The sequence below is a fragment of the Xanthobacter sp. ZOL 2024 genome (assembly GCF_052932325.1).
Genome location: NZ_CM128808.1, coordinates 2,597,407 through 2,619,236, shown reverse-complemented (window position 1 = coordinate 2,619,236; position 21,830 = coordinate 2,597,407). Strand labels below are relative to the sequence as shown.

24 protein-coding genes and 1 tRNA gene are annotated in these 21,830 nt (G+C 69.0%); 15 read left to right on the top strand and 10 right to left on the bottom strand.

Going from position 1 to position 21,830, the window contains the following annotated elements:
* Positions 1-129 precede the first annotated feature (129 nt).
* The 5 genes from rsmI (at position 130) to ACU4E7_RS12020 (ending at position 3,374) form a co-directional block, all read left to right on the top strand.
* Positions 130-1,098, top strand: coding sequence for a 16S rRNA (cytidine(1402)-2'-O)-methyltransferase (gene rsmI / locus ACU4E7_RS12040; RefSeq protein ID WP_238119871.1), 969 nt, complete (start codon positions 130-132; stop codon positions 1,096-1,098).
* Positions 1,076-1,492, top strand: a complete 417-nt coding sequence (locus ACU4E7_RS12035; protein WP_447018993.1) for a YraN family protein — start codon at positions 1,076-1,078, stop codon at positions 1,490-1,492. The genes rsmI and ACU4E7_RS12035 overlap by 23 nt, the downstream gene beginning before the upstream one ends.
* A 104-nt stretch (positions 1,493-1,596) precedes the next feature.
* A complete protein-coding gene (gene gshB / locus ACU4E7_RS12030; RefSeq protein ID WP_238119869.1) occupies positions 1,597-2,541 on the top strand; it encodes a glutathione synthase in 945 nt (314 codons plus the stop codon).
* 11 nt (positions 2,542-2,552) lie between these two features.
* Positions 2,553-3,038: a PepSY domain-containing protein gene (locus tag ACU4E7_RS12025; RefSeq protein WP_447018992.1), complete on the top strand. Its 486-nt coding sequence runs from the start codon at positions 2,553-2,555 to the stop codon at positions 3,036-3,038.
* Between the two features lie 24 nt (positions 3,039-3,062).
* Positions 3,063-3,374, top strand: a complete 312-nt coding sequence (locus tag ACU4E7_RS12020) for a polyhydroxyalkanoic acid system family protein (protein ID WP_238119867.1) — start codon at positions 3,063-3,065, stop codon at positions 3,372-3,374.
* Positions 3,375-3,377: 3 nt separating this feature from the next.
* On the opposite strand, the gene ACU4E7_RS12015 is transcribed toward ACU4E7_RS12020, so the two are convergent.
* Positions 3,378-4,160: a class I SAM-dependent methyltransferase gene (locus ACU4E7_RS12015; RefSeq protein ID WP_447018991.1), complete on the bottom strand. Its 783-nt coding sequence runs from the start codon at positions 4,158-4,160 to the stop codon at positions 3,378-3,380.
* A 67-nt stretch (positions 4,161-4,227) separates the two neighbouring features.
* Positions 4,228-5,493 carry an MFS transporter gene (locus ACU4E7_RS12010; protein WP_447018990.1) on the bottom strand — a complete coding sequence of 422 codons (1,266 nt, stop codon included), beginning with the start codon at positions 5,491-5,493 and terminating at the stop codon, positions 4,228-4,230.
* Positions 5,494-5,696: 203 nt separating this feature from the next.
* On the opposite strand from ACU4E7_RS12010, the gene ACU4E7_RS12005 reads away from it, so the two are divergent.
* Positions 5,697-7,229, top strand: a complete 1,533-nt coding sequence (locus tag ACU4E7_RS12005; RefSeq protein ID WP_447018989.1) for a YifB family Mg chelatase-like AAA ATPase — start codon at positions 5,697-5,699, stop codon at positions 7,227-7,229.
* A 106-nt stretch (positions 7,230-7,335) separates the two neighbouring features.
* On the opposite strand, the gene ACU4E7_RS12000 is transcribed toward ACU4E7_RS12005, so the two are convergent.
* Positions 7,336-7,926, bottom strand: coding sequence for a hypothetical protein (locus tag ACU4E7_RS12000; protein ID WP_447018988.1), 591 nt, complete (start codon positions 7,924-7,926; stop codon positions 7,336-7,338).
* Between the two features lie 348 nt (positions 7,927-8,274).
* Between ACU4E7_RS12000 and ACU4E7_RS11995 the strand changes: the two genes are divergently transcribed.
* Complete coding sequence (locus ACU4E7_RS11995; protein ID WP_447018987.1) at positions 8,275-9,393, top strand: GNAT family N-acyltransferase; 1,119 nt, start codon at positions 8,275-8,277, stop codon at positions 9,391-9,393.
* Between the two features lie 79 nt (positions 9,394-9,472).
* The gene (gene arfB, locus ACU4E7_RS11990) at positions 9,473-9,895 is read left to right on the top strand and encodes an alternative ribosome rescue aminoacyl-tRNA hydrolase ArfB (protein ID WP_447018986.1); all 423 of its coding nucleotides are present in this window, start codon (positions 9,473-9,475) and stop codon (positions 9,893-9,895) included.
* A gap of 21 nt (positions 9,896-9,916) precedes the next feature.
* On the opposite strand, the gene recN is transcribed toward arfB, so the two are convergent.
* From recN to def, 5 genes are all read right to left on the bottom strand, one after another.
* Complete coding sequence (gene recN, locus ACU4E7_RS11985) at positions 9,917-11,611, bottom strand: DNA repair protein RecN (protein ID WP_447018985.1); 1,695 nt, start codon at positions 11,609-11,611, stop codon at positions 9,917-9,919.
* A 6-nt stretch (positions 11,612-11,617) separates the two neighbouring features.
* Entirely contained in the window at positions 11,618-12,484 is an 867-nt protein-coding gene (locus ACU4E7_RS11980) for an outer membrane protein assembly factor BamD (protein ID WP_443265941.1), read from the bottom strand.
* Positions 12,485-12,892: 408 nt separating this feature from the next.
* Positions 12,893-13,630, bottom strand: coding sequence for a tRNA pseudouridine(38-40) synthase TruA (truA, locus tag ACU4E7_RS11975; RefSeq protein WP_238119859.1), 738 nt, complete (start codon positions 13,628-13,630; stop codon positions 12,893-12,895).
* 21 nt (positions 13,631-13,651) lie between these two features.
* Positions 13,652-14,575: a methionyl-tRNA formyltransferase gene (fmt, locus tag ACU4E7_RS11970; RefSeq protein WP_447018984.1), complete on the bottom strand. Its 924-nt coding sequence runs from the start codon at positions 14,573-14,575 to the stop codon at positions 13,652-13,654.
* A 24-nt stretch (positions 14,576-14,599) separates the two neighbouring features.
* Entirely contained in the window at positions 14,600-15,118 is a 519-nt protein-coding gene (gene def, locus ACU4E7_RS11965) for a peptide deformylase (protein ID WP_238119857.1), read from the bottom strand.
* 80 nt (positions 15,119-15,198) lie between these two features.
* Here def and ACU4E7_RS11960 point away from each other — a divergent pair, with 80 nt between their 5' ends.
* From ACU4E7_RS11960 to ACU4E7_RS11945, 4 genes are all read left to right on the top strand, one after another.
* Positions 15,199-16,338 (top strand): DNA recombination protein RmuC, encoded by a 1,140-nt coding sequence (locus tag ACU4E7_RS11960; protein ID WP_447018983.1) that lies wholly within the window; start codon positions 15,199-15,201, stop codon positions 16,336-16,338.
* 128 nt (positions 16,339-16,466) lie between these two features.
* A complete protein-coding gene (gene mutM / locus ACU4E7_RS11955; protein WP_238119855.1) occupies positions 16,467-17,348 on the top strand; it encodes a bifunctional DNA-formamidopyrimidine glycosylase/DNA-(apurinic or apyrimidinic site) lyase in 882 nt (293 codons plus the stop codon).
* Between the two features lie 108 nt (positions 17,349-17,456).
* On the top strand, positions 17,457-18,227 hold the full coding sequence (locus ACU4E7_RS11950; RefSeq protein WP_447018982.1) for an enoyl-CoA hydratase: 771 nt from the start codon (positions 17,457-17,459) through the stop codon (positions 18,225-18,227).
* 136 nt (positions 18,228-18,363) lie between these two features.
* Positions 18,364-18,450 (top strand) — tRNA-Leu (locus ACU4E7_RS11945).
* Between the two features lie 106 nt (positions 18,451-18,556).
* Here ACU4E7_RS11945 and ACU4E7_RS11940 read toward each other — a convergent pair.
* Complete coding sequence (locus ACU4E7_RS11940) at positions 18,557-19,141, bottom strand: TetR/AcrR family transcriptional regulator (protein ID WP_447018981.1); 585 nt, start codon at positions 19,139-19,141, stop codon at positions 18,557-18,559.
* Between the two features lie 322 nt (positions 19,142-19,463).
* Between ACU4E7_RS11940 and ACU4E7_RS11935 the strand changes: the two genes are divergently transcribed.
* From ACU4E7_RS11935 to ACU4E7_RS11925, 3 genes are all read left to right on the top strand, one after another.
* A complete protein-coding gene (locus ACU4E7_RS11935) occupies positions 19,464-20,213 on the top strand; it encodes an SDR family oxidoreductase (protein ID WP_447018980.1) in 750 nt (249 codons plus the stop codon).
* 257 nt (positions 20,214-20,470) lie between these two features.
* A complete protein-coding gene (locus ACU4E7_RS11930) occupies positions 20,471-20,947 on the top strand; it encodes a hypothetical protein (RefSeq protein ID WP_447018979.1) in 477 nt (158 codons plus the stop codon).
* Positions 20,948-21,165: 218 nt separating this feature from the next.
* On the top strand, positions 21,166-21,342 hold the full coding sequence (locus tag ACU4E7_RS11925) for a hypothetical protein (RefSeq protein ID WP_238119850.1): 177 nt from the start codon (positions 21,166-21,168) through the stop codon (positions 21,340-21,342).
* Between the two features lie 128 nt (positions 21,343-21,470).
* On the opposite strand, the gene ACU4E7_RS11920 is transcribed toward ACU4E7_RS11925, so the two are convergent.
* Complete coding sequence (locus ACU4E7_RS11920; RefSeq protein ID WP_238119849.1) at positions 21,471-21,746, bottom strand: metal-sensitive transcriptional regulator; 276 nt, start codon at positions 21,744-21,746, stop codon at positions 21,471-21,473.
* Between the last annotated feature and the right edge of the window lie 84 nt (positions 21,747-21,830).

Genomic DNA, 21,830 nt, shown 5'->3' with positions numbered 1-21,830 from the left:
TGCCGCTCAATCCCGGCGCCGTCTTTGGCCCGGCGCAAAGAGAGGCATGCTAATCCCGCCCCTCCCCCGGGCGCAACGGCGCCGCCGGAAGCCGTTCCGTCGGCGCCCGCGCGGCGCTATGGTCCGCCCATGAGCAGCTCCATCAGTCCTCACGCCCACGCGCCGGCCGCCGGCCGCGGCGATCATCCGCGCACCTTCCTCCTCGGCGGCACGACCGTGACCGCCCCGAGCCTCGCCGGCGGGCTGCACGTGGTGGCCACCCCCATCGGCAATCTCGGCGACATCACCATTCGCGCCCTGGAAACCCTGGCGGCGGCGGACGTGATCGCCTGCGAGGACACGCGGGTCTCGCGCCGGCTCACGGAGCGCTACGGCATCTCCACGCCACTGGTCGCCTATCACGACCACAATGGCGCCAGCGCCCGGCCCAAGCTGCTGGCCCGGCTCGCCGCCGGTGATCGGGTGGCGCTGATCTCCGATGCCGGCACGCCGCTGGTGTCCGATCCCGGCTTCAAGCTGGTGGTGGAGGCGGCGCAGGAGGGGCATCGCGTGCATCCCCTGCCCGGTGCCTCGGCGCTGCTGGCGGCGCTGGTGGCGGCGGGCCTGCCCACCGACTGTTTCCTGTTCGACGGCTTCCTGCCGCCCAAGGCCGGGCAGCGCAAGAACCGCATCACCGCCCTCGCCCAGGTGCCCGCCACCCTGGTGTTCTACGAGAGCGGGCCGCGGCTTGCGGAAAGCCTCGCGGATCTGGCCGCGACCCTCGGCCCGCGCCCGGCGGCGGTGTGCCGCGAGCTGACCAAGACCTTCGAAGAGGTGCGGCGCGGCGATCTGGCGGCCCTTGCCGCCCATTATGCCCCGCTGGATCCGCCCAAGGGCGAGATCGTGCTGGTGGTGGGCCCGCCCCTGGAGGAAGCCGCCGGCGACGATGCGGTGGATTCCGCTCTCGCCCGCGCCCTGGATGAAGCCTCCCTCAAGGATGCGGTGGCGGCGGTGGCCAGCATGACCGGCCGGCCGAAGCGCGAGGTCTATGCCCGCGCCCTCGCTCTGGTGGAAGCCCGCAACGCCGGCAGCCGCGATGACCCGGAAGACGACGCCTGAGGGCGCCGGCAGCCGGCCCGCCCGCGCCAAGGCGGCCCACGCCAAGGCCACCTATGAGCGCGGCTTGGTGGCTGAAGCGCGGGCGGCGCGGCTCCTGGAGGCGCAGGGCTTCGCCATCCTCGCCCGCCGGGTGCGCACGCCCGCCGGCGAGATCGACCTCATCGCCCGGCGCGACACGCTGCTGGTGTTCTGCGAGGTGAAGGCGCGGGCGCGGCTGGAGCAGGCGGCCGAATCCCTGCTGCGCCGCCAGCAGCGGCGCATCGCCGCCGCCGCTGAGGCCTATCTCGCCGACCATCCCGAGTGTGCCGGCCTCGACATGCGCTTCGACGCCATCCTGGTCACCCCCTCCGGCGCGCCCACGCATCTGGAAGGCGCGTTCGAGATGGAGGGATGATCGAAACGGGTCCGTCACTTGCCCTTGATCCTGCGTGAACTGGCGGGGGCGGCCGCCACGCTATAGATAAGGCCACAAGCCCGAGCCGGGCGCTGGAGATCCCCATGACCCTTCAGGTCGCGGTCCAGATGGACCACATCGCCACCATCAACATCGCCGGCGATTCCACCTTCGCCCTTCTGCTGGAAGCCCAGCGGCGCGGCCACACCCTCTACCACTACACGCCGGACCGCATGGCGCTGGCGGGCAGCACGCTCTATGCCACGGTGGAGCCGCTGACGGTAAAGGACGAGGCCGGCGCCCATTTCACCTTGGGCGAAAAGCGGCGCGTGCCCCTCGGCGAGATGGATGTGGTGCTGATGCGCCAGGATCCCCCGTTCGACCTTGCTTATGTCACCGCCACCCATTTCCTGGAGCGCATCCACCCCAAGACCCTGGTGGTGAACGATCCGGCCCATGTGCGCAACGCGCCGGAGAAGATCTTCGTCACCCACTTCCCCGAATTGATGCCGCCCACGCTCATCACCCGCGACCTCGATGAGATCAAGGCGTTCCGCGCCGAGCATGGCGACGTTGTGATGAAGCCGCTCTATGGCAATGGCGGCGCCGCCGTGTTCCGCCTCACCGCCGACGACCTCAATTTCGGCTCGCTCTATGACCTGTTCTCGGTCACCTTCCGCGAGCCCTGGGTGGTGCAGCGCTTCCTGCCGGCGGTGAAGCATGGCGACAAGCGCATCATCCTGGTGGATGGCGAGGCCGCCGGCGCCGTGAACCGGGTGCCCAATGAGGGCGACCTGCGCTCCAACATGGTGCGCGGCGGCGCCGCCCGCCCCACCGATCTCACCGACCGCGAGCTGGAGATCTGCGCCCGCATCGGTCCCTCGCTGAAGGCCATGGGCCTCATCTTCGTGGGCATCGACGTGATCGACGGCAACCTCACCGAGATCAACGTGACCTCGCCCACCGGCCTGCGCGCCATCAAGCGCCTGGGCGGCCCTGATATCGCCGCGCAGATCTGGGACAAGATCGAGGACAAGCGCCGCGCCTGAGGAGGCCGCCCATGACACGCCATCGACATGCCTATTGGCGCGCGCCCACCGTGCGCGCCTTCGCCGTCGCGCTCGCCCTGACAGCTCCGCTGACGCTGCCGGCATGGGCGCAGACGCCAGCGCCCGGCCGCTCCACCGCGGCGATCGCCACCCATATCGCCGAAAATGGCTTTCACGTGCTGAAGCTGGAGCGCGAGGCCACGGTCTATGAAGCCGAGCTGGTGAGCCCACAGGGCAACCTGGTGGAAGCGCGCATCGATCCGGTGAGCGCCGCCTTCCTCTCCACCAAGATGGACGGCCGCGCCGGCCCCCTGCCCGACCAGTGGCTGACGGTGGCGCAGATCGCCCGCCATCTGGAGGGCCAGGGCTATATGGTGCGCAAGATCGAGGCGGAGGCCACCGGCTATGAGGTGGAGCTCACCGACCGCGCCGGCGCCCGCACCGAGGCCGACATCGACCCCATGACCGGCGCCATCCGCCACAGCAAGCCGGACTGACCCACCAGCTCCGCGGAGACTTGAATGGCCCAGCCTTTCACCGCCTCGGTGCCCCACCGCCTCGGCCGCGCCGAGGCGACCCGCCGCCTGCAGGCGGGGCTCTCCACCGTGCGCACCCGCTTCGCCCGCCACGTCACTTTGGTGGAGGAGACCTGGACCGGCGACCATCTGGAGTTCCAGATCGTCGTTCTGGGCCAGAAGGCCGCCGGCACCCTCGATGTGGCGGAAGAGGCGGTGCACCTGTCGGTGGAACTGCCGTTCCTGCTGAACCTCATGGCGCAGAAGGCCAAAGCCCTGATCCACAAGGAAGGTCAGCTGCTGCTGGAGAAGAAATAGGGCTCAGGCGGCCTGCGCCACCACCGTCAGCGTGTCGAAGGTGAAGGTGCCGTCGGGCTCGATCTCGAAATGCCGGGCCACATCCGCGCTCGCCCCCTGCTGCAGGGCGCGGATGGCCGACACATAAAGCTCCGGCGTGCGGATGCGCGCCACCCAGGAGGCAAACTCCAGCCGGAGCCGCCGCGGCGTCACCGCCTCCAGCGCGAAGCCGGCCGCCCGCAGGCGCTGCTCCCATTCAGCCCGGGAGAAATCCCGGCCGTGGGAGGGATCACGCAGCAATTCGACGGTCTGCAGAAAGCTGTCGGCCGCTGGCCAGTCCGGCGCCATCACATCCATGAACACCGCCCGTCCGCCCTCTTTCAGCACCCGCCGCGCCTCGGCGAGGCCCGCCTCCAGGCTGCGCCAATGGTGGGCGCTGTAGCGCGAGGCCACGGCATCGAAGGCGGCATCGGGAAACGGCAGGCTCTCGGCCACACCCTGGGTGGTGGTGATGTTGGCAAGGCCCCGCCGCGCGGCCTCGCCCCGCACCGCCGCCAGCATGGCGTCGGACAGGTCATAGGCCACCACCTCGCCCGCGAAAGGCGCGGCGGTGAAGCTCACATGGCCGCCGCCGCAGCCCAGATCCAGCAGGCGGGCCGGCTGCTCGCGCTGCATCAGCGCGGCGAAGGCCTCGAGATCAGCACCCTGGGCGTGCACGGCGCTCGCCACATAAGCCGCGGCCTGCGGCCCGAACTGCTGCGCCACCAGATCCTGCACGTTGACGCTGCGTTTGGCTTCGGCGGTCATGGCGTCCTCCCTGTGGTTCGTGCCCCTGGGTGGCAGATCCACCGGCGCGGAGCAAGATCACGATCGGTCAGGACGCGGCGCGATCGCGGTCGGGATGGTGGAAGAGAAGCACCAGCACCACCGAGGAGGCCCCCAGCGCCGCCATCAGCAGGAAGCCGTCGGCGAACGAGCCGCGCAGATGCAGCACCCAGCCGGTGAGCGCCGGCGCCAGGAAGCCGGCCAGCGCGAAGCCGAAATCCATGATGCCGAGGGCGGTGGCCGCCCGCTGCGGCACGATATCCACATTCACCGCATAATAGGCCGCGTTGGCCCCCATGGAGGCCGCCACCGCCACGGTGATGCAGGCCACCGCCACCGGCAGGCTCACCCCGAACGCCACCGGCAGCACCGCCAGCGCGGCGATGAACTGGGTGCCGGCAATGAGGTAGGAGCGCGCCACCCGCAGCCGCCCCGTCGTCTTCAACAGGTGATCGGACCAATGGCCCAGCGCCCACAGCACCACCGCCGCCGCCAGCCACGGCAGTACGGTGAAGGCGCCCACGGTGGTGAGATCCAGCCCATAGGCCTGGTGCAGGTAGCTCGGCAGCCAGGTCATGAAGAAGAACAGGAAATAGCCGAACACGAAGAAGGCCCAGTAATTCACCACCAGGGTCGGATTGGTGAGCAGCACCCGCACCACCCCGCCCCCGCCCGCATGGCCGGCAGGGGCCGCCGGCGCGCCGGCGCGGATGCGGGCCAGTTCCTCCGCATTCACATGGCGCGACTGGGCCGGATCATTGCGGAACAGCATCACCCAGAGCGGCACCCAGGCCACCGAGATGAGGAACAGCACGCCGAAGGTCCAGCGCCAGTCGAGCACCGCCAGCAGCTGCGTGACGATGGGCCCGCCGATGGCCAGCGCCAACGGTACCGAGACCAGCGCATAAGCCAGCGCGCGCGCCTGCTCCTGGGGCGGCAGCCAGCGGCTCACCGCGCCGGTGAGGGCGGGAAAGTTCGGCCCCTCGGCCACCCCCAGCAGCACCCGTGCCGCATAAAGGGCGGCAAAGCCGGTGGCCGCCCCCGTGAGGCCGATGGAGAGGCTCCACAGCACCGCCGCCACCGCCAGCACGATGCGCGCGCCCCAGCGGTCTACGGCAAAGCCGCTGAGCAGGGTGGTGATGGCATAGCCGAGGCCGAAGGCGCCGAGGATGGTGCCGGCATCGAACTTCGACAGGCCGAGGGATTGCTCCATCAGCGGAATGGCATAGGCGATGGCCGCCCGGTCGATATAGTTCACCACCGTGATGGCGAACAGCAACAGCACCACCACGAACCGGAACCGCGTCGCCGCCATTGTCCGCCCTCCTCGTCCCGCGCGCCTCCAGGTCGCCTCCAGGTCTGGCAGCCCGCCGCGGCGGCTTCAAGCGCCAATTGCCGAATATCGGCGACGGCCACGCCGGTGCGGCGGGGGGACGCCAACGTTCCCATTTCGTTCTTGCGCGCAACGGGACCCTCGGCTAGGCTTTTTGCAATCCACGGCTGAACAGGGGGCCAGCGGTGATCCAGCGGGTGGCGACGGTGGCGTTCGCGGGGGTGGAGGCGCGCCCGGTGGATGTGCAGGTGCACGTGGCCTCCGGCCTGCCTGCCTTCACCATCGTCGGCCTGCCCGACAAGGCGGTGAGCGAGGCCCGGGAACGGGTGCGCGCGGCCCTGATCGCCTCAGGGCTCGCGCTGCCGGCGCGGCGCATCACCATCAACCTCGCCCCCGCCGACCTGCCCAAGGAAGGCTCCCATTATGACCTGCCCATCGCCTTGGGGCTGATGGCCGCCATCGGCGCCATTCCGGCCGATGCGCTGCTGGGCTTCACGGTGGTGGGGGAGCTTGCCCTCGATGGCACCATCGCCGCGGTGGCGGGGGTGCTGCCCGCCGCCATCGGCGCCAACGCCCGTGGCCATGGCCTCATCTGCCCCGCGCCCTGCGGCGCCGAGGCCGCCTGGGCCAGCCCCGAGATGGAGATCCTGGCCCCCGACTCCCTGATCCAGCTTGCCAACCATATGAGCGGACGACAGCTGATGACCCGCCCCGAGCCGCGCATGAAGGAGAGCGGGGCCATCGCCCTCGACCTCAGGGACGTGAAGGGTCAGGAGACCGCCAAGCGGGCGCTGGAGGTGGCCGCGGCCGGTGGACACAATCTCCTGTTCATCGGCCCGCCGGGCGCCGGCAAATCCATGCTGGCCCAGCGTCTGCCCTCCATCCTGCCAGCCTTGTCACCGGCGGAGATGCTGGATGTTTCCATGATCGCCTCGGTGGCGGGCGCCATCGACGACGGGGCGCTGGTGAGCCGGCGGCCGTTCCGCGCGCCCCATCACTCCGCCAGCATGGCCGCCATGGTGGGCGGCGGCGCCAAGGCGCGGCCGGGGGAGGTCTCGCTGGCCCACAACGGCGTGCTGTTCCTCGACGAACTGCCGGAATTCTCGCCCCAGGTGCTCGATTCCCTGCGCCAGCCGCTGGAGAGCGGCGAAGTGCTCATCGCCCGCGCCAACCATCGGGTGACCTATCCGGCCCGCTTCCAGCTGATCGCCGCCATGAACCCGTGCCGCTGCGGGCGGGCGGGGGAACCGGGCTACACCTGCAAGCGGGGCCCGCGCTGCGCCGATGAATATCAGGCCCGCCTGTCCGGCCCCTTCCTCGACCGCATCGACCTTCATCTGGAGGTGCCGGCGGTGAGCGCCTCCGACCTGGTGCTGCCCACCCCCACCGAAGGCTCGCGGGAGGTGGGGGCGCGGGTGGCCATGGCCCGGGAGATCCAGCGCGAGCGCTACATCGCTTTGGGTCGGCCGGACGTGCGCACCAATGCGGAGGCCTCCGGCCCCCTGCTGGAAGAGGTGGCGACGCCCGACGCCGCGGGGGCGACCCTGCTGCGCGACGCCGCCGATGCCATGCGCCTCACCGCCCGCGGCTATCACCGCGTGCTGAAGGTGGCCCGCACCCTGGCCGATCTCGACGGCGCCGATGGCGTGGGGCGCCGCCATCTGGCGGAGGCCCTCGCCTATCGCGCGGCGGCTGAACGCCCGCGCGCCGCTGCATAGTGCGGGCGCCCTGGAGGCGTCGGGCACCCCCCGCAGACCTCCGCTGCCTCCGGGCGCCGAGCGTGCGCCGGAGGCAGGGATGACACGGCTGAGCGGGTGCGCCCGCTCACTCGGCGTTGATGGCGATGCCTTCCAGATAGCTGATCTGGGACAGGTCGCCCGGCTCCACCTGCTGCAGATCCGCCAGAACCTTGGGGTCCACCGCGCGCATGGTCCGCACGCCGCCTTCCGGCCCCTCGAAGGTCACGGTGCCGGCCTGCTTGTTCACGTCCACGAAGATGGTGGTCAGCGTCACCGCACGCACGCCGAAGCCTTCCGGCCAGCCCGGCAGGCCGTCGTTGATGGCCACCTCGCTCAGAACCTCGCCGGGCGTGCCCTGGCGGGCCTTGCCAAGGCCAGTGACCACGCCGGGCACCACGCGGATGAGCAGACGCTGGCCGTTCTGGAAGGCGCTCAGGTCCCCGACGATCAGCGGCGCGATCACCGCCCAGCGCCGGCCATTGGGCAGTTCCAGCACCACCCGCCGGGTGGCGGGATCGGCGGAGACGAACTGCGCCCGGAACACCCGCACCGGCACCGTGCCCACGCCGGCGATGGTCACCTGCTCCACCGCCGTGGGCTGCGGCTGCGCGCTCGCCTCATGGACGCCCGTGACCACCAGCGCGGCCAGTGCCGCCGCGACAAGACGTGCCTTCATCTCTTCCCCCAATGCCGCGAGCGCAGAGGCGCAGCGCCTGCCGTCGCGGTCGCAGCCGATAAAGCCAGATTTGACGGCCTGCTCACATCCGCGCCATGGCGAAATCTCGACCTATCCTTAAGAAAGCCTGTTATCACAGATGGCTGTCTGGCAGGTGACGCCATTGTCACATCGGCGTTGGAAAACTATGGTGAATGTGACGTTCACATTCGCACCGTCACAAAACTCGTGCGGGAGACGTGAAGGCTGCCAGCGCATGGGGTCTTCGCGCATCGAAGGTCGATGGGTGAGCGGCCCGCAAGATGACAGGCTCATCACCAGCGGCGTCTCGGGGGGGAGGCTCGTTGTATGAAGCGCATCGGAGACATGGAGCCCGGCTTCAATCTGCCGGCCCTGGTGGGCCGCAGCTTGGATGTGGCGCGCGGCGGCCTTGACCTGGCGAAGGAGAGCTTCGCCCGCTGGCCCGGCCTGCGCCCGGCCGACGGCGTGACCAATCAGGGCGGGCCCCTGTTCGACCGTGCGACGGCGGCGCCCCTCCTGTTCGGCGCGCCCGAGCCGGGCCGGCCCGCCTGGCCCGCGCCGCAGAAGCTCGTCGCCGACCTGCGCGCCTATTCCGGCATCCGCCACCGCGAGGCGTTGCCGCCGGGCGATGATTCCCTCGCCCTCGGCCGCCTCGGCGCGCTGGAGGTGCGCCTCGCCCGCACCGCGCGGGATGTGCGCCGCGCCCAGCGCCTGCGCTACAAGGTGTTCTACGAGGAAATGTCGGCGGTCCCCGATGCCGCCGCGCGGATCGCGCGCCGCGACATGGACAGTTTCGACGCCATCTGTGAGCACCTGCTGGTGCTGGACCATGATGCCGGCAAGGTGGTGTTCGGCCGCCGCCAGCCCAAGGTCGTGGGCACCTACCGGCTGCTGCGGCAGGACGTGGCGGTCCGGCACGGCGGCTTCTACACCCAGAGCGAGTTCGACGTGGCGCGCATGATCGCCGCCCATCCCCAACTCCGCTTCCTGGAGCTGGGCCGCTCCTGCGTGCTGAAGCCCTATCGAAACAAGCGCACGGTGGAGCTGCTGTGGCACGGGGTGTGGACCTACATCCTGCGCAACAAGATCGACGTGATGTTCGGCTGCGCCAGCCTGGAGGGCACCGATCCTGACGCCCTGGCGTTGCCGCTCTCCTTCCTGCATCACAACGCCCTCGCACCACAGGAGTGGCGCACCCACGCGGTGCCCGGCCGCTACGTGGATATGAACCGCATGGCCAAAGAGGCGATTTCGCCCAAGGCGGCGTTGCAGGCGCTGCCGCCCATGATCAAGGGCTACCTCCGGCTCGGCGGTTTCGTGGGGGACGGCGCCGTCGTGGACCATCAGTTCGGGACGACGGACGTTCTCGTGATCCTGCCGGTCTCGGTCATCAGCGCCCGCTATGTGGAGCATTTCGGCCCCACCGCAAACCGCCACGCCATCTGAGGCCGCCGGCGGCGCACGGCGCGGCGTTTCCTTCGCCGCCGCGCCGCAGTATCGTGCGCCACCACGCGCCGGATGTGTCATGATCGAGATTACCGCCCGCCTCTCCATTTCCGAGGACGACATCGAGTTCGCCTTCGTGCGTGCCTCAGGCCCCGGCGGGCAGAATGTGAACAAGGTGTCGAGCGCGGTGCAGCTGCGCTTTCACATGGCCCGCTCCGCCGACCTGCCCGAGCGGGTGAAGGAGCGCCTCGCCCGCCTCGCCGGCCGCCGGCTTACCCAGGATGGCGACATTCTCATCCAGGCCCAGCGCTTCCGAACCCAGGAGCGCAACCGCGAGGACGCCATCGGCCGTCTGGTTGAGCTCATCCGCAGCGCCACCGAAGTGGCGCCGGTGCGCCGCGCCACCCGCCCTACCCTCGGCTCCAAGCAGCGCCGCCTGGCCGCCAAGGCGCGCCGGGGCGAGGTGAAAAGCCTGCGGCAGGGCAAGCCCTCGTTCGATTGATTCGCCCCACCCGGCGCCCGCTCAGCGCGGGGTCTTCAGCAGCCTCTCGGCCGCCGCGCGCGCCTCACTGGTGACCGTGGCGCCGGCCAGCATGCGGGCAATCTCCTCGCGCCGCGAGGCCGGGTTCAACGCGGCGACGCGCGTGGTCACCGGCGCCTCGGCGGCGGCATCCTCGCCCACCTCCGCCGGTGCCGGCGCCTTGGCGATCAGCAGATGATGGTGCGCACGCGCCGCCACCTGCGGGGCATGGGTCACGCACAAGACCTGGACCCGCGCGGAGAGCCGGGCCAGCCGCTGGCCGATGGCATCGGCCACCGCCCCGCCCACGCCGGTGTCGATCTCGTCGAAAATGAGCGTCGGGGCGGAGCCGCGATCCGCCAGCACCACCTTGAGTGCCAACAGGAAGCGGGCAAGCTCACCGCCGGAGGCCACCTTCATCAGCGGTCCCGGCCGGCTGCCCGGATTGGTGCGCACCCAGAATTCCACCGCGTCATAGCCCTCCGGCCCGGCGGTCTGCGCGTCCCCGCTCACCTTGGTGAGGAATTCGGCGCGCTCCAGCTTGAGCGGCGGCAGTTCGGCGCCCACGGCGGCGTCGAGGGCCGCGGCCGCCGCGTGTCGCGCCGCCGAAAGCCCCGTCGCGGCCTGGTGATAGGTCGCCTCCGCCTCGGCCGCCGCCGCGTCGAGGCGCGCCAGCCGGGCCTCCGACTGGTCGAGATGCTCCAGCTGCGCCACAAAGCGCGCCGCCACCTCCGGCAGCGCATCGGGCGTCACCGCATATTTGCGGCCCGCCGCCCGCAGGGCGAACAGCCGCTCTTCGATCCGCTCCAGCTCCCGCGGCTCGAAATCCGCCTCGGCCAGCGCGCTTTCCAGATGGCCCCGCGCCTGCTCCAGCGCATCAAGCGCCTGGTCGATGGCCTCCACCGCCGGGCGGATGACGTCCTGCGCCTCGCCGGCCCGGCGTTCCAGGCGGCGCACCGCCGCCGAAAGGGAGGGAATGGGCGAGCTGCCGCCGCCCACCGCGTCCAGCGCCTCGGACAGGTCGGCGGCGATCTTCTCCGCCCGCATCATGGCGGTGCGCCGCTCCGACAAGGCCGCTTCCTCGCCCGCCTCCGGCCCCAGCGCCTGCAGCTCCTCCACCGCATGGCGGACGAAATCGGCTTCCTTTTCCGCCTCCGCGAGCCGGCCCCGCTCCTCGCGGGCGGCCTCCCGCGCGGCGCGCCACACCCGCCAACGCTGCCCCACCTCCGCCACATCCGCGCCGACGCTGCCAAAGGCATCGAGCAGCGTGCGGTGCAGGGTCGGGTCCACCAGCGCCCGGTCGGCATGCTGACCGTGCAGCTCCACCAGGCTGGCGCCCAGGGTACGCAGGGTCTGCACGCTCACGGCTTCACCATTGACGGTGGCGCGGGTGCGCCCGTCCGCCATCTGAATGCGGCGGATCACCAGTTGATCCTCGTCGGGCAGCTCGGCCGCCGCCAGCACCGCATGGGCGGGATGTTCCGGCGTCAAATCGAAGGCGAGCGTCACCTGGCCCTTGGACTGGCCGTGACGCACCAAGGCGCCGTCGCCCCGCCCGCCCAGGGCGAGCGAGACCGAATCGAGCAGAATGGATTTGCCCGCCCCCGTCTCACCGGTGAGGACGGTCATCCCGTCCGACAAGGTGAGATCGAGCTTCTCGATAAGGACGATGTCCCGGATCGAGAGCGATGCCAGCATGGAGGATCAGCCGAGTCCCATCTTCTTGAACGCCTGGCTGATCCAGGACGCCTTGTTTTCCTGCGGCTCCAGCCCCTTGGACTGAACCAGCTTGTAGGCGTCCTTATACCACCGGCTATCGGGGAAATTGTAGCCCAGAACCGCGGCCGCCGTCTGCGCCTCGTTCACCACGCCGAGCGCCATATAGGCCTCGGTGAGGCGGAACAGCGCCTCTTCCACCTGGCGGGTCGTCTGGTACTGCGTCACCACCACCTTGAAGCGATTGATGGCACCGGTGTAGTTGCGCTGCTCCAGATAATAACGGCCGATCATCATTTCCTTGCCGGCCAGCTGGTCGCGCGCCACCTCGATCTTCTTCTTGGCGGTGGCCGCATATTCCGTATTGGGATACTTGCGGATCACCTCTTCCAAGGCATCGAGGGCCTGGCGGGTCTTCTGCTGGTCGCGGGTGATGTCGGGGATGTTCTCATAAAGCGAGGACGCCACCAGATACTGCGCATAGGCGGCATCGGGCGAGCCGGGATAGAGCGAGACATAGCGCCGGCCGGCGGCGATGGCCTCGTCGTACTTGCCCGCTTCGAAATAGGAATAGGTTGTCATGATCAAGGACTTACGTGCCCATTCCGAATAGGGATGGGTACGATCCACGTCCTCGAAGCGCTTGGCGGCCTTGTCCGGCTGCTGACGCCGCAGCAGGGTCAGGCCCTCGTTGTAGATCTTCTCCGCCGGCTCGTCGGGGGCGATCACGTCATCCTTGTCGCTGGCGCAGCCGGCCAGCAGGGTGCCGCTGACCAGCATCAGGGCGAGGCCCATCGCCCAACCCTTGGCCTTGACGATCGCGTACATGCGCCGCGCTTCGTTGATGAGTGTCATCACGATCAGGTTCCGTCCCGCGCCGATGGCGCCGCTCTTCTAGGCATTTTCACGGCTCAAGGAAACGCGAAAATCGCCAAGTCTCTGTGTGAACCCCGCCTTCCACACCCGCCGCCGGAGCCACGTAGCGTAGAGACCCGCTCAAGGCGACCCCTCGGCGCCACGCGCCGCCGAGACCTTCGCCCCCTTCACCGCCGTCCGCACGGCGTCTCCCTCCAGGCGCGGACCAAGGGCCCTGGCGCCCCTCGCGCGGGCGCTTCGCCCTCCTCGACCCGCTCGCGCCATGCCCGCCGCCCGCGGCACGCCTCAAGGATCTGACCGCGGTATCGGTCTTTTCCGTCGGCAATATGGCGGAGGTCACCGCCGCGCCACTATCCCACCGGACCTGTGGCATCGCCACCACGCTCATCAATAGCCTACCGCCGCCAGATAGAGGCCGCAGGCCGGCGCCATGGGGCCGCAGCGCGCCCGATCCGCCGCCAGCAGCGCAGCCTCGAGATTGTCCGCGCTCCAGCGCCCCTCCCCCACCCGCATCAGCGACCCCACCATGGAACGCACCTGATGATGCAGGAAGGACCGAGCCGAGGTGACAATGCGAATCTCGTCACCCTGCTGCGTCACGTCCAGCTGGTCCAGCGTCTTCACCGGCGATGCGGCCTGGCATTCGGCGGCGCGGAAGGTGGTGAAGTCATGCTTGCCCAGCAGGCGCTGCGCCGCCACGTGCATGGCCCGCGCATCCAGCCGCTGCGGCACACGCCAGGCCCGGTTGCGATCGAGCGCCAGATCGGGCCGGCGGTTGACGATGCGATAAAGATAGTGCCGCCGCACGGCGGAAAAGCGCGCATCGAAACTGTCCGCCACCTGCTCGGCATGAAGCACGGCCACGGGGTGGGGCCGCAATTGCGCGGTCATGGCATCGCGCACCGTGTCGGCGCGCCAGTGGCGCGTCAGATCCACATGGGCCACCTGGCCGGTGGCGTGAACCCCCGCATCGGTGCGCCCCGCGCCGGCCACATGCACGCTCTCGCCACAGAAGCGCGCGAACGCCTCCGCCAGCACCCCCTGCACGGTGGGCTGGCCGGCCTGGATCTGCCAGCCGCAGAACGAGGTGCCGTCATATTCGATGAGGAGCTTGTAGCGCGGCATCAGCGGCGGCGAGGCCCGCCCTTAGGCGAGCCGGCTCCCCACCGGCACGGCATTGCCGCGCAGGAACACGTCCGCCGACATGGGCTGCTTGCCCGCCTTCTGCAGCTCGCCGAGCCGCACCGCGCCGCTCCCGCAGGCAATGGTGAGCCGGTCATCCAACACCTCGCCCGGCGCGCCAGCACCGGCGTGTATGGCGGACCGCAGCACCTTGACCCGCGCTTCCGCCGCACCGAGCGGGAACCAAGCGCCGGGGAACGGCGCCAGCCCACGGATATGGTCGTGCACCTCCGATGCGGGGCGCGACCAGTCGATGCGCGTCTCACCCTTGCCGATCTTGGCCGCATAGGTCACCCCATCGGCCGGCTGCGGGGTGAAGACGAGACCGCCGCGCTCCAGCGCAGCCAGGGCCCGGGCCATCAGATCCGCGCCGAGAACCATCATGCGATCATGCAGGTCGCCGGCGGTCATCTCGGGTGTGATGGCGATGCGCTCCACCAGACCCACCGGCCCGGTATCCAGCCCCTCCTCCATCCGCATCACCGCCACGCCGGTCTCCGCATCGCCGGCCATGATGGCGCGCTGGATCGGCGCCGCACCGCGCCAGCGCGGCAGCAGCGAGCCATGCAGATTGACGCAGCCCAGGCGCGGCGCCGCCAGGATGGCCGCCGGCAGGATCATGCCATAGGCCACCACCACGGCCACATCGGCCTCATGGGCGCGGAAGGTCTCGGCCGCCGCCTCGCTGCGCAGGGTCTTGGGGGTGAGCACCGGCAGGCCCAGGCGCACCGCCACCTGATGCACCGGCGAGGGCGTGAGATCGAGCCCGCGGCGCCCGGCCGGCGCCGGCTCCCGCGTGTAGACGGCCACCACCTCGTGGCCCCGCCCGACGAGTTCGGTAAGGGTGGGCACGGCGAAATCCGGCGTGCCCATGAAGACGATGCGCATGGAATGATCCGGGGCCAGCGGCGGTCAGATCGCGGCCGTGTGCCGCGCCGCCTTGGTGAATTTCTTGATGACCCGATCGCGCTTCAGCTTCGAGATATGGTCGATGAAGAGCACGCCATTGAGATGGTCGATCTCGTGCTGCACGCAGGTGGCGAACAGGCCCTCCGCCTCCACCTCCCGAACCGCGCCGTCCAGATCCTGAAACCGCACCGCCACCCGGGCCGGACGCTCCACCTCCTCGTAATAATCGGGGATGGAAAGACAGCCCTCGCTATAGACCGAGGTCTCGTCGGAGGCGGCGATGATCTCCGGATTGATCAAGGCGATCGGCTTCTTGTCCTCGCCCTCACGGGCCACGTCGATGGTGATGACCCGCTTCTGCACGCCCACCTGGATCGCCGCGAGGCCGATGCCCGGCGCGTCGTACATGGTCTCGAACATATCCTCCACCAGCTTGCGAATCTCGGAATCGATCTTGCCCACGGGGGCCGATGTGGTCCGCAGTTGATGGTCGGGAATGATGAGGATGGGTCGCGTGGTCATTCCAGGGAAATAAGCGATAGCGCGGCCGCGGTCAATATGTTCATATTTTGTTCTGATATCGAATCGCGTAATGCAGACCCATGTCCGATGTGCTTTTCACCCTTGGCGGCACGGCCATCACCCTGGGCGCCGCGCTCGTGGCGCTGGGCGCGGCGGTGCTGGTGCTGCTGGCCCTGAGCCTGTGGCGGGGCGCTTCCGTTCGCGCCCTGCAGGCGGAACTGCTCCAGGCCGAAGTGCTGCGGGCGGAAGAGATGGACCGGCGCATGCGCGAGCTGGCGCACGGGCAGAGCGAAACCGCCGGGCGGGTGCAGAGCCTGGCGGAGGTCTTGTCCCAGCGCCAGAGCGAGCTGGCGCGGGCGGTGTCCGAGCGGCTCGACGCCACCTCTTTCCGCCTTGGCCAGAGCATGACCCAGGCGGCCCGGGCCACCCATGAGAGCCTCACCCGCATCGCCGAGCGCCTGGTGATGGTGGAGACCGCCGAGCGCAGCCTGTCGGAGCTGTCGGCCCAGGTGGTGTCCCTGCGCGACACGCTCGCCAACAAGCAGGCCCGCGGCGCCTTCGGCCAGGCCCGCATGGAAGCGCTCATCGCCGACGGCCTGCCCAAGGAGGCCTACGCCTTCCAATATACCTTGAGCAGCGGCCGGCGGCCCGATTGCGCCATCTTCCTGCCCGGGGATCCGCGGCCGCTGCTGATCGACGCCAAATTCCCCCTGGAATCGGTGACCCTGTTCCGCGAGGCCCCCACCATCGAGGCCCGCAAGGCGGCGGCGGCGCGGCTCAAGGCCGACCTGATGAAGCATGTGACCGATGTGGCGGAGCGTTATCTGGTGCCCGGGGAGACCCAGGACATCGCCTTGATCTTTGTGCCCTCCGAATCGGTCTATGCGGAGATCCACGAGCATTTCGACGCCGTGATTCAGGCCGCCTTCCGCGCCCGGATCGTCCTCGTCTCCCCCTCTCTCCTCATGCTGGCGGTGCAATTGGTGCAGGCCATCGCCAAGGATGCGCGCATGCGCGCCGAGGCCGACCGCATCCGCGCCGAGGTGGGAGCGCTGGTGGCGGACGTGGCCCGCCTGCGCGAACGGGTCGGCGAATTGTCGCGCCATTTCGGCCAGGTCGGCGACGACGTGGCGAAGGTGCTCATCTCCGCCGACAAGATCGCCAAACGGGGCATCCGCCTGGAGAGTCTGGAGTTCGACGCCACCGATCCGCCCCGCTGATACCTCTCCCTCCTCCGCGGCGCCCGTTCCGCAAGAGCCCCCATCTTGCGCGAAGCCGGCCGTAGCGTAATTCTGGGTTGCCGTGACCGAATCTGAGCGCCCGCGCTGCGTGGCTGAGCCAAAGACGAATGCCTGAACTGCCCGAGGTGGAGACAGTCCGCCGCGGCCTCTTGCCCGTGTTGCAGGGCGCCGTCATCGAGAGTGCCGAGGCCCGACGGCCGGATCTGCGCTGGCCGCTGCCCGAGAATTTCGCGGAGCGCCTCGCCGGCCGGCGCGTGGAGGCGGTGGGGCGGCGCGCCAAATACCTGTTGGCGGACCTCTCCGGCGGCGAGGTCATGCTGCTACACCTGGGCATGTCCGGCTCCATCCGCATCGATGGCGCTCGCGTGAAGGGCCAGCCGGGCCTGTTCCACCATCCCAAGGCGGCCGGCGGCGCCCATGACCACGTGGTGCTGCACCTCGCCGGCGGCGCCACCGTCACCTATAACGATCCGCGCCGGTTCGGGGCGATCCTGATCGTGCCCTATGACCGGCTCGACACCCACCCGCTGCTGCAGGGCCTTGGGCCCGAGCCGTTGGGCAACAGCTTCAATGCCGCCTACCTCGCCCACGCGTGCGCCCATCGCAACACCTGCCTGAAATCGGCGCTGCTGGATCAGAAGCTGGTGGCCGGGCTCGGCAACATCTATGTGTGCGAGGCTCTGCACCGGGCCGGGCTCTCGCCGCGTCGCGCCGCCCACACCCTGGCCAATCGCGATGGCAGCCCCAATCTGCGGGCCGAGCGGCTGGTCACCGCCATCCGCGACGTCCTGCGCGAGGCCATCCAGGCCGGCGGCTCCTCCCTGCGCGACCACCGCCAGGTGGATGGGGCGCTCGGCTATTTCCAGCACAATTTCCGCGTCTACGACCGCGAGGGGAAGCCCTGCCCCACCCTGCACTGCAAGGGCACGGTCCAGCGCATCGTGCAGGGTGGTCGCTCCACCTTCTTCTGCCCGCACTGCCAGCGTTGAAGCCTTGGCCATTTGCGAAACGGCCAAGTCGGGTTAGAGCAGCCGGGTCTTAAGTGGAAACGACACATGGACCGCCTGAGGATCAGGCGGCGACGAGGAGGCATTGGGATGGCATACGAAACGATCCTGGTGGAAACCCACGAGCGGGTGGGGCTGATCCGGCTCAACCGGCCGAAGGCGCTCAACGCCCTCAACGGGCAGATCATCAGCGAGATCAACGCGGCGCTGGATGCGTTCGAGGCCGACAAGGGGATCGGCTGCATCGTGATCACCGGTTCGGAAAAGGCGTTCGCGGCCGGGGCCGACATCAAGGAGATGCACGACCTCACCTATCCCGAGAGCTACGACAGCGATTTCATCACCTCGTGGGAGCGCGTGTCGCGCGCGCGCAAGCCGGTGATCGCGGCGGTGGCCGGCTTCGCCCTGGGCGGCGGCTGCGAGCTGGCGATGATGTGCGATTTCATCCTCGCCGCCGACACTGCCAAGTTCGGCCAGCCCGAGATCAAACTGGGCGTCATGCCCGGCGCCGGCGGCACCCAGCGGCTCACCCGCTTCGTCGGCAAGTCCAAGGCCATGGAAATGTGCCTGACCGGCCGCTTCATGGATGCGCAGGAGGCGGAGCGGGCCGGCCTCGTGTCGCGGATCGTGCCGGCCGCCGAGCTGGTGGACGAGGCCCTGAAGGTGGCGAAGACCATCGCCGACATGTCGATCACCGTCGCCATGCAGACCAAGGAGAGCGTCAACCGCGCCTATGAGACCACCCTCGCCGAAGGCGTCCGCTTCGAGCGCCGGGTGTTCCAGGCGCTGTTCGCGGTGCCGGCGCAGAAGGAAGGCATGACCGCCTTCATCGAGAAGCGGCCGGCGAAGTTCCACGACTGAGCCCGGCTCCACAGGTCCCTGCGCGCAGGGACCTGTGGACAATTCATTTTCTGCAGCAACGGGCTGGAGGCGCGATTGACAAGCCCCCGCCTCCTCCTTAGTGGTGTCGCTCCCGACGGCGCGCTGCGTCGTCCGGGCCCAGGTGGCGGAATTGGTAGACGCGCTGGCTTCAGGTGCCAGTGGCTTAACGGCCGTGGAGGTTCGAGTCCTCTCCTGGGCACCATCTACCCTTCTAGGGTGGTGCCAAAAACTCCCCAACATCATTGTAACCGCTGAACTCTTTGGCCCAATGCGGTCCAAGGTGGCTGAGGGGACCGTCGGCAGAGGTGTCAGCCTTGATCCGAAAGCCTCCTGAGCCAGGCGTCGGTGACAATTTCGAATACCCGGGCATCGCCCTCGGCGCGGGCGGAGAGCATGGCGCCGTGGACTGTCGCCATGAGGACTTCCGCTTCGATCTTCGGCGTATCCAACAGTCGCAACACGCCGCTTGCAGCACCCTGGGCTAGCGTCGTCTCCAGCCATCCCGAGAGGACGGTGAAATACTTGCGGACCTCGGCGGCAACTTCGAGGGGCAGGACGGGCAGCTCGCTGGCGAGCATGGCACACAGGCAATAGGGCCTCGCCCCCTCCTGGATGCACTTCGCCCAGTAGTCCGTGTAGGCGCGCAACTGCTCCACCGGCCCCATTCCGCTGGCGGCGAACGCGCCGGCGCTGGCTTCGGCGGCTTTGCGATACCCCTCGACCAGCACCCGCACCAGGTCGGCCTTGGCCGGGAAATGATAATGGATGCTGGCCTTGCGGATGCCGACCGTGGCGGCAATGTCGGCATAGCTGAAGCCGTTGTATCCCCCGCGTTCGATCAGCGATTGCGCGCAGGCGAGGATCTGGTCCTGGGTCGGGATGCTGTCGCTCATGGACCGCAGCTACCTTCTGATGGGTCGACGTTCAAGCTGCGCGATGCCATTTCAGCTTGATATCTGGCGCCATCATCGCCACCTTCCGCGCACAGCCCCGGCAACGGGGGTGTCGTAGGCGTTACCGTCATCCAACGCGTCCTTGGTCGAGAGGGTCCCAGCCGGGAGAACTCGATGTCAAAGGCGCGTGGCAGGTTGCCTCCTTATCGCCCGGACGGTTCCATCACGACGACCGCAAGGTCGGGCGTCGAGGGCATGCTCCGGCGGACAGCTATGCCGCAGCCTTTCCTGAAGCAGCTTTGGAAAGGTTTCATCCATGAAGATGACCGGCAACACCCTTCTCATCACCGGTGGCAGCAGCGGGATCGGCCGTGCGCTGGCGGAAGCGTTCCACGATCTCGGCAACCGCGTCATCGTGACCGGGCGCCAGACCACTTTGCTTGAGGCGATCGCGGCCGAACGTCCCGGCATCACCGGCCTGCACCTCGACCTGGACGACCCAAGATCCGTCGCCGCCCTGGCGGAGCAACTGCGCGACAGGTTCCCGACCCTCAATGTCCTGATCGCCAACGCCGGCATCTCCCGCCCGGAGGACCTGCGCTCCGACAGCTGGACGGCAAGGACGGCCGAGGCGATGGTCGAGACCAACATCCTGGGGGTTCTCCGGGTGACCGCTGCGGTGCTGCCGATCATCAAGGCGCAGCCCCATGCGACGATCATGGCAACCGGTTCGGCTCTGGCTTTCGTTCCGCGCGCCGATTTCCCGACCTATTGCGCCACAAAAGCCTTCCTGCATTCCTGGCTGGTGTCCCTGCGCCACCAGTTGCGCGACGTGCCCGTGGAGGTGCTTGAGCTCTCGCCGCCCTATGTGCGGACCGGGCTGACGGGGCCCGCGCAGGCGCAAGACCCCCGTGCCATGCCCCCGGAAGCCTATGTGGCCGAAGTCCTGGCCATGCTCTGCCGCGGCGACCACCCGCAAGGTGAGTTGCTGCTGGAACGGGATCGCGCGCGCCGATGGGCCGAACGCGACGGCACCTATGCGGAGATCTTTTCCGCGATGAACCCCGCCTGATCACCCGGGATCGTCGTTCCCGGTTCCCGGGGCACGCTCCCCCGCCGCTTATGCGCTAGCTTTCCGCCTGGCCAGCCCGGGGCAGGCGGCCGTGCGGGCAGCGCAGACCCCAGATCGCGCAGACCCCAGATCGCGCAGGCCTCAGGTCCGCCGACGACGTGTCGGCGGGCTTGCTGTGATACCTACCTTCTGATAGGTAGATTGGCATTCGGACAAGAGGCGCATGTGCGCCCCGGTCCAAGGTCAAGGACAGACAGATGTTCGGCATTTCCCCCATCGGCTGGGTTCACACCCTCGGCAGCCTGCCGGCCATTCCCCTCGCAGCCTGGATGCTTGCGCGCCACGGGCGGATCGTGCCGCAGTCCCGCGCTGGGAGCGGCTACCTCGTCGCGATGACCATCGGGGCGCTCAGCGCCTATGCCGTCGCCAAGGCCCCGGTCAGTTCCGCGATCGCGACGCTGACGCTGCTGGCGCTGGCCGTTGGCTACGGCATCTCACGGCTCGAAAGCCCGGGACGGCTCCTGAGCGCCCTGCAAACCTTCAGCCTCAGCTTTTCGGTCCTGCTTTTGATGGTGCCCACGGTCACCGAAACTCTGACCCGCGTGCCGGACGGTCATCCCTGGGCGGCGAGCCCGGCCGCGCCGCTTGTCCTTGGCGCTCAAGGCACCGTGCTCGCGCTCTTTCTCATCGGCGTGGCGGCTCAGATGGTTTCGCTGTTCCGACGCGCCACGTGACAACGGCCGAAGGCGCGGCCGCATCGGGGCGCCGAGCCGTGGCGCAAGCGCCGGCCCATGGGCCGCCTCCCGCCAGCCGCGCCTGCGCGACACGCTGCCGCAAGCGTGCGGTGCCTCCGGAGATTGACGACGCGGACGAACGCCATACCTTCCGCCGGCGATGGCCCGATGACGCCCCTGATGGCCTTCACCTTGCCTTCCGGAAAGGAACACAGCTCATGGCGGAAGCCACAGCCGCTCGCGGCAACCCCTTGTTTGCCCTTCTTGTTTTCATTGTCGTCGTGGCCGCGTTCGTGGTCGGCTGGCTGGCCATCGGCCCCGCCATCCTGTGGACCATCGGCCTCGCCTCCACCTTCCTGATGTTCATTGCCCTGATTGTCGTGACCATGTCGTGACGGCGCGGCAGATCAACTGCCGCATGGTCACATCACGATCGACAGGAAACCAACGCCCGGAGCCGGCCGCCCGTCTCCGGGCGTTTTTTGCGCGGGTATCGAAGGATGGCGCGGCACCGGCGCCGCGTTCAGCGCTCGCTGCGGACGATCACATCCATCAGCTCGGCCACCTTGCGCCGCTGGTCTTCCGCATCGCCCGAGCGGATCGCGTGCTCCACGCAGTGCGCCACGTGATCGCGCAGCACCTCCTGCTCCGCCCGCTTCAGGGCCGCGCGCACGGCGGAAATCTGGGTGATCACATCAATGCAGTAGCGATCCTCCTCCACCATGCGGGAGAGGCCACGCACCTGGCCTTCGATACGGCTCAGGCGCTTGAGGACTTGTTCCTTCGTCGGACTGCGCATGGCTTGTCATATACCCCCCATGGGTATATTTAACAAGCCAGATACCCCCCAGGGGTTTGGAATTCTTCCGGGCGTGAGCCAGCT